Source organism: Pseudomonas sp. Marseille-Q5299 (assembly GCF_943737035.1).
Taxonomy (GTDB): domain Bacteria; phylum Pseudomonadota; class Gammaproteobacteria; order Pseudomonadales; family Pseudomonadaceae; genus Aquipseudomonas; species Aquipseudomonas putida_E.
Map to the genome: position 1 here is coordinate 668,046 of NZ_CALSFR010000004.1, position 14,311 is coordinate 682,356.

At 64.0% G+C, this 14,311-nt stretch carries 12 protein-coding genes; 10 read left to right on the top strand and 2 right to left on the bottom strand.

Annotation, left to right across the window (positions count from 1 at the left end):
• Positions 1-13: 13 nt before the first annotated feature.
• The 4 genes from NGJ21_RS16105 (at position 14) to NGJ21_RS16120 (ending at position 4,905) form a co-directional block, all read left to right on the top strand.
• Positions 14-1,405, top strand: coding sequence for an FAD-dependent oxidoreductase (locus NGJ21_RS16105; RefSeq protein WP_251962389.1), 1,392 nt, complete (start codon positions 14-16; stop codon positions 1,403-1,405).
• A gap of 95 nt (positions 1,406-1,500) precedes the next feature.
• Positions 1,501-2,211 carry a YebC/PmpR family DNA-binding transcriptional regulator gene (locus NGJ21_RS16110; RefSeq protein ID WP_039603624.1) on the top strand — a complete coding sequence of 237 codons (711 nt, stop codon included), beginning with the start codon at positions 1,501-1,503 and terminating at the stop codon, positions 2,209-2,211.
• A gap of 136 nt (positions 2,212-2,347) precedes the next feature.
• Positions 2,348-3,292, top strand: a complete 945-nt coding sequence (locus tag NGJ21_RS16115; RefSeq protein ID WP_119688816.1) for a LysR family transcriptional regulator — start codon at positions 2,348-2,350, stop codon at positions 3,290-3,292.
• Between the two features lie 200 nt (positions 3,293-3,492).
• A complete protein-coding gene (locus NGJ21_RS16120) occupies positions 3,493-4,905 on the top strand; it encodes a DOPA decarboxylase (protein ID WP_119688817.1) in 1,413 nt (470 codons plus the stop codon).
• A gap of 35 nt (positions 4,906-4,940) precedes the next feature.
• On the opposite strand, the gene NGJ21_RS16125 is transcribed toward NGJ21_RS16120, so the two are convergent.
• Positions 4,941-6,314, bottom strand: coding sequence for an MFS transporter (locus NGJ21_RS16125; protein WP_046785490.1), 1,374 nt, complete (start codon positions 6,312-6,314; stop codon positions 4,941-4,943).
• 493 nt (positions 6,315-6,807) lie between these two features.
• On the opposite strand from NGJ21_RS16125, the gene quiC reads away from it, so the two are divergent.
• Entirely contained in the window at positions 6,808-8,715 is a 1,908-nt protein-coding gene (quiC, locus tag NGJ21_RS16130; protein ID WP_046785489.1) for a 3-dehydroshikimate dehydratase QuiC, read from the top strand.
• Positions 8,716-8,888: 173 nt separating this feature from the next.
• Positions 8,889-9,560, top strand: coding sequence for a TetR/AcrR family transcriptional regulator (locus NGJ21_RS16135; protein WP_251962390.1), 672 nt, complete (start codon positions 8,889-8,891; stop codon positions 9,558-9,560).
• A gap of 7 nt (positions 9,561-9,567) precedes the next feature.
• On the opposite strand, the gene NGJ21_RS16140 is transcribed toward NGJ21_RS16135, so the two are convergent.
• Complete coding sequence (locus NGJ21_RS16140) at positions 9,568-10,575, bottom strand: GlxA family transcriptional regulator (RefSeq protein WP_046785488.1); 1,008 nt, start codon at positions 10,573-10,575, stop codon at positions 9,568-9,570.
• A 139-nt stretch (positions 10,576-10,714) separates the two neighbouring features.
• On the opposite strand from NGJ21_RS16140, the gene NGJ21_RS16145 reads away from it, so the two are divergent.
• The 4 genes from NGJ21_RS16145 (at position 10,715) to NGJ21_RS16160 (ending at position 14,311) form a co-directional block, all read left to right on the top strand.
• Complete coding sequence (locus tag NGJ21_RS16145; RefSeq protein WP_115275074.1) at positions 10,715-11,194, top strand: FAD/FMN-containing dehydrogenase; 480 nt, start codon at positions 10,715-10,717, stop codon at positions 11,192-11,194.
• A gap of 53 nt (positions 11,195-11,247) precedes the next feature.
• The gene (locus NGJ21_RS16150) at positions 11,248-11,460 is read left to right on the top strand and encodes a PLDc N-terminal domain-containing protein (protein ID WP_012314118.1); all 213 of its coding nucleotides are present in this window, start codon (positions 11,248-11,250) and stop codon (positions 11,458-11,460) included.
• Between the two features lie 120 nt (positions 11,461-11,580).
• The gene (locus tag NGJ21_RS16155) at positions 11,581-12,075 is read left to right on the top strand and encodes a GNAT family N-acetyltransferase (RefSeq protein ID WP_115275073.1); all 495 of its coding nucleotides are present in this window, start codon (positions 11,581-11,583) and stop codon (positions 12,073-12,075) included.
• Positions 12,076-12,211: 136 nt separating this feature from the next.
• Positions 12,212-14,311, top strand: coding sequence for a putative bifunctional diguanylate cyclase/phosphodiesterase (locus NGJ21_RS16160; protein ID WP_174141466.1), 2,100 nt, complete (start codon positions 12,212-12,214; stop codon positions 14,309-14,311).

The window sequence follows — 14,311 nt, forward strand, 5'->3', positions numbered from 1 at the left end:
GGAAAGCGAGCGAATGAGACCCTTCTGGCTGCAACAGGCCCTGGATTGTGAACAGGACGCGGTATGCCCGCCACTGCAAGGCGATGCCCGCTGCGACGTGTGCATCGTCGGCGGCGGCTACACGGGCCTCTGGACCGCGCTGATGCTCAAGGAGGCGGTGCCGGCGCTGGACGTGCTGCTGATCGAGGCTGACATCTGCGGTGCAGGCGCCAGTGGGCGCAACGGTGGTTGCGCGTTGTCCTGGTCGGCCAAGTACTTCACCCTCGAGCGTCTGTTCGGGGTGGCCGAAGCGGTGCGCCTGGTAAGCGAGTCAGAGCGCAGCATCGGTGCCATTGGCACGTTTTGCGCGGCCAATGGCATCGAGTGCGACTACCGCCTGGACGGCACACTGTACACCGCCACCAACCAGGCCCAGGTGGGTGCAACCGATGCGGTGATCGCTGCACTGGAGCACAAGGGGATCAATTCATTCGAGCGTTTGCCGCTGGATGAGGTGCAGCGCCTGGCCGGCTCGGCGCGGCACCTGGAGGGCTGGTTTTCGCCGGCCGCCGCCACCGTCCAGCCTGGCCGGTTGGTACGCGGCCTGCGGCGTGTGGCGTTGCAGCGCGGCGTGCGCATTCATGAAGGCACGGCCATGACCGGCCTGGAGCACGGCGCTCCGGCGCTGGTGCGCACGGCCCACGGCACGGTGCGTGCCGACCGCGTGGTGCTCGGCCTCAATGCCTGGATGGCGCGTGCCTTCCCGCAGTTCGAGCGCAGCGTGGCGATCGTCTCCAGTGACATGGTGATCACCGAACCGTGCCCCGAGCTGCTGCACGAGATCGGCCTGAACAACGGCATCAGCGTGCTGGACTCACGGATCTTCGTGCATTACTACCACAACACCTCCGATGGTCGCCTGATGCTCGGCAAGGGTGGCAACACCTTCGCCTATGGCGGGCGCATGCTGCCGGTGTTCGATCAACCCTCGCCATACCGGCCGCTGCTGCGTGAGAGCCTGGCCGATTTCTTCCCTGCCTTGGCCCAGGTGCCCCTGGCGGCCAGCTGGAACGGCCCCTCCGACCGCTCGGTGACCGGGCTGCCGTTCTTCGGGCGGTTGGACGGGCAAGGCAACGTGTTCTATGGCTTCGGCTATTCAGGCAGCGGGGTAGGGCCCTGCCACATGGGCGGGCAGATCCTCTCGTCGCTGGCGCTGGGGCTGGACAACCCGTGGACCCGCTCGCCACTGGTCAAGGGCCCGTTGGGGCTGTTCCCGCCGGAGCCGATCCGTTACCTGGGGTCGCTGATGGTGCGCAATGCAATCCGGCGCAAGGAGCGCGCCGAAGACCGGGGGCTGCGGCCACGCCACCTGGACGTGCGGCTGGCCCGGTTCGCAGCGGCGGCGGGCAAGGCCGACAAAGCGTGAGATTTCTTGTCGAACACTGGCCCGAGGGCGTATAAACTGCTCCCACTTTTTGGCCGGTCGCTTCCTGAACCGGCCGCTGAAACAAGAGAGTCGACATGGGCGCACAGTGGAAAGCCAAGCATAGAGAAACAGCTGCCAATGCCAAGGGCAAGATCATGGGCAAGCTGTCCAAGGAAATCCAGATCGCAGCCAGGTCGGGCGCCGACCCCGACATGAACCCACGCCTGCGCCTGGCCATCGTGCAAGCCAAGAAGGCTTCCATGACCCGCGAGACCCTGGACCGGGCAATCCGCAAGGGCGCGGGCCTGGACGGTGATGCCGTGCAGTACCAGGCGGTGACGTACGAAGGTTTCGCGCCGCACCAGGTGCCGCTGATCGTCGAGTGCCTGACCGACAACGTCAACCGCACCGTCGCGCAGATTCGCGTGCTGTTCCGCAAGGGCCAGCTGGGTGCCAGCGGTTCGGTGGCCTGGGACTTCAACCATGTGGGCCTGATCGAAGCCATGCCCGACGGCGATGCCGACCCGGAAATGGCCGCCATCGAAGCCGGTGCCCAGGACTTTGAAGAAGGTGAAGAAGAGGGCTCGACCCTGTTCATCACGGACACCACCGACCTGGATGCAGTGCAGAAAGCCCTGCCCGAGCATGGTTTCACCGTCTCTTCGGCCAAGATCGGCTACACCCCGAAGAACCCGGTGAGCGCTGCCAGCCTCAGTGCCGAGGCACTGGCTGAAGTCGAGGCGTTCCTCGAGGCGATCGACGAGAACGACGACGTACAGAACGTCTACGTTGGCCTGACCGAGTAAAAGACGGGGCCGCTTTGCGGCCCAATCGCCGGCAAGCCGGCTCCCACAGGTACAGTGCAAAGCTCAGGTTCTGCGCGGTACTTGTGTGGGCCGGCTTGCCGGCGAATGGGCCTGTGTTCAGCCTGGGGAAGCCTGTATGAACCCAACCTTCGCCTCCCTCAGCCTCGCCCACCTGCGTACCCTCGACTGCCTCCTGCAGCTGAAAAACCTCAGCCACGCCGCCGAGCGCCTGGGCGTCAGCCAGTCGGCGTTGAGCCGCCAGCTGGCCCATCTGCGCGAAGCCTTCGACGACCCATTGCTGGTGCGCCAGGGCCGTGGCTACGTGCTCAGCGAGTACGCCCAAGCCCTGGTCGAGCCGCTGCGCCAGGTGCTTGAAGAGCTTCAGGCCCTGCGCCAGCCGGCCGCGTTCGATCCGGCCCGTTGCGAGCGGCGCTTCTGCCTGGCCGCGTCCGACTATGTTGCAGAGCACATGCTGCCGCTGCTGGTGGCGGCGCTGGAGCAGGAAGCACCGGGCGTGAGCATCGACTACCGCACCTGGCAGGCCGGGCAATACGCTTTGCTCGCCAGCGGCGAGATCGACCTTGCGACCACGCTGTTCGACGAATCGCCGGCCAACCTGCACGGTCGCCTGCTTGGCGAGGACCGTGCGGTGTGCCTGATGCGCCGGGACCATCCGCTGGTGGCCTGCGAAGTGCTGAGCCAGGACGACTACCTGGCCTTCAAGCACGTGCGCATCTCCGGCGGTGGCGACAAGGACAGCTTCATCGACCGCCACCTGCGCACCCAGGGGCTGCAGCGGCGCATCAGCCTGGAAGTGCCGTTCTTCTCGGCCACCGTGCAGGTCATTGGCAACAGCCAGGCGCTGGCGACGGTGCCCGAGCATATTGCCCGCCAACTGTGCCGGCTGCATGGCCTGGCCTGGCGGCCGCTGGGATTTGTGGAGCATACCCAGCGCTACTGGGTGGTGTGGCACCAGCGCCTGCAGGCGTCGGCCGAGCACCGCTGGTTGCGCAACCGGGTGTTCGAGCTGTGGCGCCAGTCACAGTTCGGCGTGCAGGGTGGGCATGCGGCTTTGCCATAGCAGGTATGCGCCAAGCGGGGTTATTGGCGTGGCGGCAGGCGCCTAGACTGGGGCCCTTGTGCTGTTGGTGATGCCCCCATCGCCGGCAAGCCGGCTCCCACAGGTGCCCAGAGCCTTCAAGCCCAGTGCAGTACCTGTGGAAGCCGGCTTGCCGGCGATGGGGGCGGGCCTGACAGCGGACAACCCACAGGAGACCGCGCGTGACCCCAGAACAATTCCGCCAGTACGGCCACCAATTGATCGACCTGATCGCCGATTACCGCCAGACGGTCGGTGACCGCCCGGTGATGGCCCAGGTCGAGCCCGGCTACCTTAAAGCTGCCTTGCCTGCCGGCGCCCCGCAACAGGGCGAGCCGTTCGAAGCGATCCTCGATGACGTCAACACGCTGGTGATGCCAGGCCTGTCGCATTGGCAACACCCCGATTTCTATGGCTACTTCCCGTCCAACGGCACCTTGTCCTCGGTGCTCGGCGATTTTCTCAGCACGGGCCTGGGTGTGCTGGGCCTGTCATGGCAATCGAGCCCTGCGCTGAGCGAGCTGGAGGAAACCACTCTGGACTGGGTACGCCAGTTGCTGGGCCTGTCGGGGCAGTGGAGCGGCGTGATTCAGGACACAGCGTCTACCAGCACCTTGGTCGCGCTGATCTGTGCCCGTGAACGTGCCACCGACTACGCCCTGGTGCGTGGCGGCCTGCAAGCCGAAGCCAAACCGCTGATCGTGTATGTCAGCGCCCACGCCCACAGTTCGGTGGACAAGGCCGCGCTGCTGGCCGGTTTCGGCCGCACCAACATCCGCCTGATCGCTACCGACGAGCAGTTCGCCATGCGCCCCGATGCCTTGTTGGCGGCCATCGAACAGGACCTGGCTGAAGGCAACCAGCCCTGCGCAGTGGTCGCTACCACCGGCACGACCACCACTACGGCGCTGGACCCCTTGCGCCAGATTGGCGAAATCGCCCAGGCCCAGGGGCTGTGGCTGCACGTTGATTCAGCCATGGCCGGCTCAGCGATGATCCTGCCCGAATGCCGCTGGATGTGGGACGGCATCGAGCTGGCCGACTCTGTGGTGGTCAACGCGCACAAATGGTTGGGGGTGGCGTTCGACTGCTCTATCTATTACGTGCGTGACCCGCAGCACCTGATCCGGGTGATGAGCACCAACCCCAGCTACCTGCAGTCGGCGGTCGATGGTGAGGTGAAGAACCTGCGTGACTGGGGCATCCCGCTGGGGCGTCGCTTCCGCGCGCTGAAGCTGTGGTTCATGTTGCGCAGCGAGGGGGTCGAGGCGTTGCAGCAGCGCTTGCGGCGCGACCTGGACAATGCCCGTTGGCTGGCCGAACAGGTTGAGGCGGCAGGGGAGTGGGCGTTGTTGGCGCCGGTACAGTTGCAGACCTTGTGCATTGTGCATCGGCCTGGGGGGCTGGAAGGGGAGGCGCTGGATGCGCATACCAAGGCATGGGCTGAGCGGCTCAACGCCTCCGGTGAGGCTTATGTCACGCCGGCAACCTTGAACGGGCGCTGGATGGTGCGGGTTTCGGTGGGGGCGCTGCCCACTGAGCGCGAGCATGTCGAGCGGTTGTGGCAGCGCTTGCAGGCAGTGGTCAACGGCTGAAATGCTTGGGGCCGCACTGCGGCCCCTTGCGTCTGTCAGTGGCTCACTGTCTGAAGGCTACCCTTGCGGCTGGCCTCGTAGGCTTCCTTGTCCATCGGCTTGGCCTGCGGGTTGCCCAGGTCTTCCATCGCCAGGCGATGGGTTTCCGGCGCGACATACGCTGCCAGGGCACATACGCAGGTGATGAAGAACGCCAGGCCGCCAACCACCAGCGGAATGTTATCCGAGCCTGGTGGCGCTACCAGGGCGAACAACGCCGGCAGCATCGCAGTCAGCATGGTGCCGATGTTCTGGGCAATGGCCATGGCCGACACGCGGTAGCGGGTGTTGAACAGCTCAGGGAAGAAGCTTGGGAACACCGCGTTGTAGCCTTGGTAGACCATGCCCCACATCAGGATCGAGGTAGCGAAGGCCAGCGGCACGTTCTGGATGCTGATCGCATACAGGTAAACGAAGGCCAGCAGGCCTGAGCCCAGGCAACCGGCGATCATGGTCGGGCGACGGCCGATCTTGTCGGAAAGATTGCCCACGAACGGGATAACCAGCACTGCAACGATGTTGCCCACCACTGGGATCCACAGGTACACGCTCTTGTCGAAGCCGATGCCGTAGGCCGGCTGTACCGCGTAGGCCGCGCCGAAGATGGTGGCAACTACCGGGATCACGTTCATCAAGGCCATGAACATCACCAGCACCATGTGCTTCCAGCTGTGGCGGAAGGCCTCGCTGATTGGCGACTTGGCAACCTTGTCCTGCTTCTCTTCCTTCACGAAGGCCGGAGTTTCGTGCACTTCCTTACGGATGATGAAGCCTGCGATCAGCACGATGGCGCTCATCAGGAACGGAATGCGCCAGCCCCAGTCGTTGAACGCCTCGCTGGGCATGAAGTAGGCCAGTGGCAGGAACACCGCCGCCGCCATTACCTGGCCGGCCTGCACGCCCTGCAAGGTAAAGCTGGCGAAGTAGCCGCGCCGCCCGAACGGTGCGTGCTCCATGATCATCGAACTGGCCCCGGAGATTTCGCCGGCCACGGCAAAGCCCTGGACCAGGCGCAGCAGCACCAGCAAGGCCGGGGCGAGCATGCCGATATCGTGGTAGGTAGGCAGCAGGCCCACGGCCATGGTCGAAATGCCCATCAGGAACATGCACAGCAGCAGCACGTTCTTGCGCCCGCGGGTATCACCCCAGTGGCCGAGCACGAAGGCGCCGACCGGACGGGCCAGGTAACCCACGCCGTAGGTGGCCAGCGAGGCGATGATCGCCATCTTGGGGTCGGTGTTGGGGAAGAAGATCTGCGGGAAGATCAGTGCCGCAGCCTGGGCATAGATGAAAAAGTCGTAGTACTCGAGTGCCGAGCCTATCCATCCGCTGGCGGTCGCTTTCTTGGCTTGAGAGCTGGAGTTAGCCATCGTTGTCTCCGTTGTTTTTGTTGGTCGCCGCACAGCCGGTGCCGTCAGGCGGCAAGCCAGTGGGTGTGCGATCGCTATCGGGAGTATGTGGGTGCTTAAAGGGCCGACGATCGCGAGCCAAGTCTGTTTGGAGACAACGATCGAGCAGGTGCGGGTTGCAAGGCGAGGGATGTTTGCATAGGTCTGTACCCGTTTTATTGAACTTATTATGTCGTGGCGCTGGGCTTGTGAGCGCAGGTTGTGCCGAACGGCCACTGGGCAGAAAGTGGTGGTCGGTATGCCTGCGTCTGGTCTCATGGTTGCGCAGGGGTGGCAGTGAATCAATTCGCCAAAACGGGTTTTGTGCGGTAATCGAACGCAAAACTAACCGTTCCGTACAAAGTGATTGCTGCCATGACTTTACCTGCGAATAATTCATCATGCCAAGAAGTCTGATGGTGTGTTGCTTAGCCCCAGCTTCCAGCCCAGTAGCCCCATAACAAGGAATTCCACCATGCAGCGTTCGATAGCCACCGTGTCCTTGAGCGGCACACTGCCGGAAAAGCTCGAAGCCATCGCCGCCGCCGGGTTCGACGGCGTCGAGATCTTCGAAAATGATCTTCTCTACTATGCCGGCAGCCCGCGCGAGGTGCGGCAGATGTGCGCCGACCTCGGCATCGCCATCACCCTGTTCCAGCCGTTCCGCGATTTTGAAGGCTGCCGCCGCGACCGCCTGCAGAAGAACATCGACCGCGCCGAGCGCAAGTTCGACCTGATGCAAGAGCTGGGCACCGACCTGGTGCTGGTGTGCAGCAACGTGCAGGCCGACGCCCTGGGCGAAGAACAACTGCTGGTGGACGACCTGCGCCTGCTCGCCGAGCACGCCGGCCAACGCGGCATGCGCATCGGCTACGAAGCCCTGGCTTGGGGCCGTCACGTCAACACCTACCAGCAAGTGTGGAACCTGGTGCGCCAGGCCGACCACCCGGCGCTGGGCGTGATCCTCGACAGCTTCCACACCCTCTCGCTCAAGGGCGACCCTGCCGCGATCCGCGACATCCCCGGCGACAAGATCTTTTTCGTGCAGATGGCCGACGCGCCGATCCTGGCCATGGATGTGCTGGAGTGGAGCCGCCACTTCCGCTGCTTCCCGGGGCAGGGCGAAATGGACCTGGCCGGTTTCCTCGCGCCGATCCTGGCCACCGGTTATCGCGGCCCGCTGTCGCTGGAAATCTTCAACGACGGCTTCCGCGCCGCACCACCGCGCCAGAACGCCGCCGATGGCCTGCGTTCGCTGTTGTACCTGGAGGAACAGACCCGCCTGCGCCTGCAGCAGGAGGGCACCGCGATCGAGCCGGGTGTGCTGTTCGCACCGCCCGCCGCCAGTACCTACGACGGCGTGGAATTCCTCGAATTTGCCGTGGACGAAGCGGTCGGCGCGCGTCTGGGCAGCTGGCTCAAGCGCCTGGGTTTTGCCGACGCCGGCAAGCACCGCAGCAAGGACGTACGCCTGCTGCGCCAGAACGACATCAACATCGTGCTCAATGCCGAGCCCTACTCCTTTGGCCACAACTTCTTCGAGGCCCACGGCCCATCGTTGTGTGCCACCGCGCTGCGGGTCAAGGACGAGCACGCGGCGCTGCAGCGCGCCACCGACTTCCGCGGCCAGCCGTTCCGTGGGTTGGTCGGCCCCAATGAATGTGAGGTGCCTGCAGTGCGCGCCCCGGATGGCAGCCTGATCTACCTGGTGGAGCAGGGCAAGGAAGGCCCGTCGCTGTACGACACCGACTTCCGCCTGGACCAGAGCGCCAGCACCACCGGTGGCCTGCAGCGCATCGACCACATGGCCCTGGCCTTGCCGGCCGAGTCGCTGGACAGCTGGGTGCTGTTCTACAAGAGCCTGTTCGACTTTGCCGCAGATGATGAAGTGGTGTTGCCCGACCCCTACGGCCTGGTCAAAAGCCGTGCCCTGCGCAGCCAGTGCGGCAGCCTGCGCCTGCCGCTGAACATATCGGAAAACCGCAACACCGCCATCGCCCACGCGCTGTCGAGCTATCGCGGGTCGGGCGTTCACCATATCGCCTTCGATTGTGCCGACATCTTCAAGGAAGTGGCGCGGGCGAAGGAAGCCGGTGTGCCGTTGCTGGAAATTCCGCTCAATTACTACGACGATCTGGCGGCGCGTTTCGATTTCGATGACGAGTTTCTCAGCGAGCTGGCGTACTACAACGTGCTGTACGACCGCGATGCCCAGGGCGGCGAGCTGTTCCACGTGTACACCGAGGCGTTCGAGGACCGGTTCTTCTTTGAAATCATCCAGCGCAAGGGGGGGTATGCCGGGTACGGTGCGGCCAACGTTCCTGTGCGGTTGGCGGCGATGGCCAAGCGGCGCAGCGGAGCGGCGCGCAAGCCGGTGCTGTAACGGCCCAAGGGTTCACGGCTTGTGAGATCGGGCGCTGCCTGTGCAGCGCTTGATCAAGGGGCTCAGGCTGGGCCCCCGCCAATCCTGCCCACCCGATCAACAGCGCGCTTCCTTCCAACCCTCCACTCACGGATAATCCCGTCCAAATCCCAATAAATACCCCGTGAGCAGCTATGAGCAATCCCGTTGCCCCCCTCGGCCAGCCCGAGATCGAAGGGACACGCAAGTCGCGCAAGAACAACCCTGAAAAAACCCGCGAGGACATCCTCCAGGCCGCCATCAACGAGTTCGTCCAGCAAGGCCTGGCAGGCGCGCGGGTGGATGCCATCGCCGAGCGCACAGCCACCTCCAAGCGCATGATCTACTACTACTTCGGCAGCAAGGAGCAGCTGTACGTCGAGTGCCTGGTCAAGCTGTACGGCGACATCCGCAAGACCGAGCACCGCCTGGACCTGGAGTCGCTGCCGGCCGAGCAGGCCATCCAGCGCCTGACCGAGTTCACCTTCGACCACCACGACCGCAACGTCGAATTCGTGCGCATGGTCTGCACCGAAAACATCCACTATGGCGAGTACGTGAAGAAAACCCCGGCCATCCGCGAGATGAGCAGCCTGGTGCTGCAGGCGCTGGGCCGCACGCTGGAGCGTGGCGTGCAAGAGGGGGTGTTCCGCCCGGGCATCGAGGTCATCGACCTGCACATGCTGATGAGCGCGTTCTGCTTCTATCGGGTCTCGAACCGCCATACCTTCGGCGACATCTTCCAGATCGACCTGCTGGATGAGCAGGTCAAACTGCGCCACAAGGCCATGATCTGCGAAGCAGTGATGCGTTACATCCAGGCCTGAGTGCCGTTCACTCGCCCAGCCGTTGCTCACGTGACGGCGGGTAGCCGAAGTAGGCCGCGTAGCACTTGCTGAAGTGCGACACCGAAACAAAGCCGCAGGCCACCGCAACCTCCATCACCGACAGGTCGGAGTACTGCAGCAGGCGGCGGCTCTTGGTGATGCGCAGTTCCATGTAGTAGCGCCGCGGCGAGGTGCCCAACTGGGCCTGGAACAGGCGGTCGATCTGCCGCCGCGAGCGGCCGCTGTAGGCCGCCAACTGGTCGAGGCTGAGGGTTTCCTCGAGGTTGTTCTCCATCAGCTCGACGATGGTGCGCAGGTGCAGGCTCATCGACTTTTTCGCCCCCGGGCCGACCTGCCGGTAGCGGGCGCCAGAGAACGACAGGATTTCTTCGACGCCTTCTGCCAGGCCGTCACCGTAAAGGCGGCGGACCAGGCCGAGCATCAGTTCCATGGCGCCATTGGGGCTGGCGGCGCTGAGCCGGTCACGGTCCAGGGTGAAGCTGGCCGGGGTGATGCGTGTCTGCGGGCTGCGCTCGGACAGGCTGGCGCGCTGCTCGGGGTGGATACTGCAGCCATAGTCATCCAGTACCCCGGCGCGGCCAAGAAACCAGGCGCCGTTCCATAGCCCGCCCAGGGCCTTGCCGTGGGCGGCGCAGTCATCCAGCAGGCGGTCCAGTTCGGGGTACTTCAGCGGTGTGCGCAAGCCTCCGCAGATGATCAGCAGGTCAAGTGCTTTCAGTTCGCTGGCAACAAGGTCAGTGGCCACCAGTTCCAGGCCCAGGTCGCTCAGCACCCGGTCGCCGTCCAGCGACAGTGGGGTGAAGCTGAAGCTGTCGGCGCGCAGCAGGTTGGCGGTGACCAGCACGTCCATGGCCACGGTGAAACTGGCCATGGAGAAGTGTTTGAGCAGGACGAAGTCGACGCGGTAGGGCGCCTGGGGGCTGCCCGCGGTGGCCTTGAGCCGCAGCATGTTGGTGGTGCTGGTCTTCTTGCTGAACTGGCGTGGGGTGGGCACTCTGGACTCCGCTTCCTGGATGGCCTGGCGAGTGTGGCCGGTAGCCAGGGGAAAGACAATCGCCTGGGTGGGCCTGTGGTATTGGAGGTCGTATTGAGGCAACTGGGCTATGCTGGCGCCTCCCACCTGGAGAACCTCGATGAAATACGCCGTCGCCCTGTTGTTCAGCCTGCTGCCACTGGTGGCAAACGCCCTGCAAACCGGGGAAAAGCTCGCACCGTGGACGCTGCTCGACCAGCATGACCAGCCCTATACCCTGGCCGCCGGCACGCATGTGCTGCTGGTGGCCCGCGACATGGACGGCGCCAAGCTGGTGAAGGCGGCCCTGGCTGAACAGCCCAAGGGCTACCTGGAGTCGCGCGATGCGGTGTTTGTGGCGGATATCCAGCGCATGCCGGCGCTGATCAGCAAGCTGTTCGCCATCCCGGCCATGCGTGATTACAACTACCGGGTTATGCTTGATCGTGAAGGGCAGGTGGCCAGCCGCTATCCTGGGCAGGAAGGCAAGGTGCTGTGGTTGCAGCTTGAGCAGGGAGCGTTGGTCAGCCAGCAGGAGTTCGCTGATGCGAAGGCGTTGAAGGCTGCACTGGAAAAGGCCCAGGCAAGTAAATCCGAATGAACCCTTGCCGCTGGCAGTAACCCAACCCTTTACATGCCAACGGGAGAGTGCTCATGGAAATCGGAACGATCTGGATCATTGTCGCGGCCTTGGTCATCTTGCTGGAGATCTTCGCCATCTGGCACATCATCGGCAGCGAACGGCGCGCGGAGCGCAAGATGCTATGGATCGTCTTCGTCGTCTACGCCCCGTTCCCCGGGTTGCTGTTCTGGGCCTGGCGCGGGCCGCGGGCAGTGAAGGGCAGGGCGGTACTGCAAGAAAAGTGAGGGGCACGGCATCAGGTGCGGGGCGCCTGATGCCGTTCATGGCGCTGAGTTGAGCCATAATCTGGGGGCCGGTACTTTCAACATGAAAGCCTTTCAACCACCCCTGTGCCCGAGCCCCCCATGCTGCCCATCGAATTGCTCACCACTACCCGCGACCAGGCCGACCTGATCCGTAATCTCTATCAGTTCTATGCCTACGAGTCCTCTGACTGGGAGCAGGAAGACGTCGAGGTAGACGGGCGCTTCTACATTCACGAAGAGCACCTGCAGCGCTATTGGCTTGCAAACGGTTGGAGCGCAAACCTGGTACTGGTGGATGGTTTCATTGCCGGTTTCGTGCTGGTCGAGCGCAGCGAGCTGCCTGGCATCAATGCCAGTGAGCTGGCCGACCTGTTCATCCTCAAGCGCTACCGCCGGCAGGGTATTGGGCGTGCGGTCGCGCTGCAGTTGCTCAGCGGTGCCGGAGACTGGCTCCTGCGCTGCTATGCGCCGGACCCCACCGCCGTTGCCTTCTGCAAAGCCGTCGTGGCCGACTTGCCGCGGCCGGTGCAGCAAATCGTGCTGGGTGATGACCCGGACCTGCTCACCTATAAGGTTACGTCCGCTTACCACTGAGCGGCGCTGGCAAAAAACTGTGAGCCACTTCACAAAATCCACTCAAGCGGCATAATGCCATTACCTCGTATTCAAGACCCGGTCGCTCTGGCCTGGGGTTCCTTTTCGTGCGCGTTGCAGGTTCAGGGAAATTTTCATGTCGCTAGTCGCAAGCCCCGACATCATGTATCGGCTGTTGATCCAGAGCGTGGTGGACTATGCCATCTACCTGCTCACCCCCGACGGTATCGTCGCCAACTGGAACCCGGGCGCCCAGCGGGCCAAGGGTTACCTTGCCGACGAAATCGTCGGCAAGCACTACTCGCTGTTCTACAGCGAAGCCGAGCGCGTCGCCGGCCTGCCCGAGCAGAACCTTGCGCAGGCGCGCGACACGGGCCGCTTCGAAGAAACCGGCGCACGCCTGCGCAAGGACGGCTCGACCTTTCATGCCCACGTGGTGATCGAGGCGGTGCGCGATGACAACGGCCATCTGATTGGCTTCGCCAAGGTCACCCGCGACATTTCCGAGCGGCGCCAGCAGGAACTGGAGCTGTTGCAGGCCAAGGAGCTGGCTGAACAGTACAGCCAGGAGATGACCAAGCTCTCGCAGTTCCTTGATTCGGTGATCGCCAACATTCCCGCCAGCGTTATCGTCCAGGACCTGGAAAGCCAGCGCATCCTGTTGGCCAACCAGCAGGCCGAACGCCTGTTCGGTGGTCGCGGCAGCAGCATGATCGGCCAGTTGCCGGGTGAGTGCCTGGCACCGGCTGCGGCTGACTACCTGGAACAGCAGCTCGCCCGTGGCGCGCGCAACCCCAAGGGTTATGCTGCTGAGACCCGGGTCGATACCGCCTGTGGTCCGCGTACCTTGCGCAGCCGCGCACTGCTCAGCCAGAACCGCGAGGGCCAGGCCGACTATGTGTTGTTCGTGGCAGAGGACGCCACCGAGGAACTGGCCGCCCACGCCCAGATCCACCACATGGCGCACCACGACGCGCTGACCGGTTTGCCCAACCGCACACTGTTCAACGAGCGGCTCAAGCAGGCACTGGTGCGCGGCCAGCAGAGCGAAAAGCTGACCGCAGCGCTGTGCCTGGACCTGGACAACTTCAAGAACATCAACGACTCCCTCGGCCATGCCTTCGGCGACAAGCTGTTGCGCGCCCTGGGCAAGCGCCTGCGCCGCGAGCTGCGCGAGCAAGACACCCTGGCCCGTTTGGGCGGCGACGAGTTCGCCGTGGTGCTGACTGGCCTGGACGGCCGCGAGGCTGCCTGCAATACGGCGAAGCGCCTGATTGAAGCGATTTGCCCGCCGTTCCAGATCGAAGGCCACCAGTTCACGGTGGGCGTGAGCATCGGCATCGCCATTGCCCCCGATGACAATGAACAGGCCGAACAGTTGCTCGGTTACGCCGATATGGCCCTCTACGAAGCCAAGCGCAATGGCCGTAACCGCTTTGAGTGCTTCCACGTCGAACTGGATGTCGCCGCCCGCCAGCGCCGCCTGGTCGAGACCGACCTGCGCACTGCGCTGCACCTTGGGCAGTTGCACCTGCATTACCAGCCGATAGTGGACCAGCAGACCAGCAGCGTGACTGGCTACGAGGCGCTGTTGCGCTGGGAGCACCCGACCCGTGGCATGGTCATGCCCATGGACTTCATTCCCATTGCCGAGGAGACCGGGCTGATCCACGAACTCGGCACCCGTGCGCTGAACCTGGCGTGCCAGGAGGCGGCCAGTTGGGACAGTGAGCAGACGGTGTCGGTCAACCTGTCACCGGTGCAGTTCAAGAACGCCAACCTGGTCCATACCGTGGCGCTGGCCCTGGCCGACTCGGGCCTGGCGCCCCAGCGCCTGGAGCTGGAAATCACCGAATCGGTACTGCTGGGCAACAGCGAGGAGAACGTGCGTACCTTGCGCGCGCTGAAAGACCTGGGGGTGTCGATTTCGCTGGATGACTTCGGCACCGGGTATTCGTCGCTCGGTTACCTGCGCTCGTTCCCGTTCGACCGGATCAAGATCGACAAGTCGTTCGTGCATGACATGTGCGACAGCCGCGAGGCGATGTCCATCGTTCGGGCGATCACCGAGCTGTCCAACAGCCTGATGATCAAGACCACGGCAGAGGGGGTGGAGTCCGAGGAGCAGATGCAGCGCCTGGCGGCGGAGGGGTGCTCGCACTTTCAGGGTTATCTGTATGGGCGGCCGGTGCCGGCGGGGGAGCGGTTGAAGCAGGTGGCTGTGGCGGTGGGTTGA

Bases quoted from the DNA above. Each gene is read 5' to 3' on its own strand.
- NGJ21_RS16155 (WP_115275073.1), top strand. From the start codon at position 11,581: ATGCTGCCCATCGAATTGCTCACCACTACCCGCGACCAGGCCGACCTG.
- NGJ21_RS16125 (WP_046785490.1), bottom strand. From the start codon at position 6,314: ATGGCTAACTCCAGCTCTCAAGCCAAGAAAGCGACCGCCAGCGGATGG.
- NGJ21_RS16110 (WP_039603624.1), top strand. From the start codon at position 1,501: ATGGGCGCACAGTGGAAAGCCAAGCATAGAGAAACAGCTGCCAATGCC.
- NGJ21_RS16135 (WP_251962390.1), top strand. From the start codon at position 8,889: ATGAGCAATCCCGTTGCCCCCCTCGGCCAGCCCGAGATCGAAGGGACA.
- quiC (WP_046785489.1), top strand. From the start codon at position 6,808: ATGCAGCGTTCGATAGCCACCGTGTCCTTGAGCGGCACACTGCCGGAA.
- NGJ21_RS16145 (WP_115275074.1), top strand. From the start codon at position 10,715: ATGAAATACGCCGTCGCCCTGTTGTTCAGCCTGCTGCCACTGGTGGCA.
- NGJ21_RS16160 (WP_174141466.1), top strand. From the start codon at position 12,212: ATGTCGCTAGTCGCAAGCCCCGACATCATGTATCGGCTGTTGATCCAG.
- NGJ21_RS16115 (WP_119688816.1), top strand. From the start codon at position 2,348: ATGAACCCAACCTTCGCCTCCCTCAGCCTCGCCCACCTGCGTACCCTC.
- NGJ21_RS16105 (WP_251962389.1), top strand. From the start codon at position 14: ATGAGACCCTTCTGGCTGCAACAGGCCCTGGATTGTGAACAGGACGCG.
- NGJ21_RS16150 (WP_012314118.1), top strand. From the start codon at position 11,248: ATGGAAATCGGAACGATCTGGATCATTGTCGCGGCCTTGGTCATCTTG.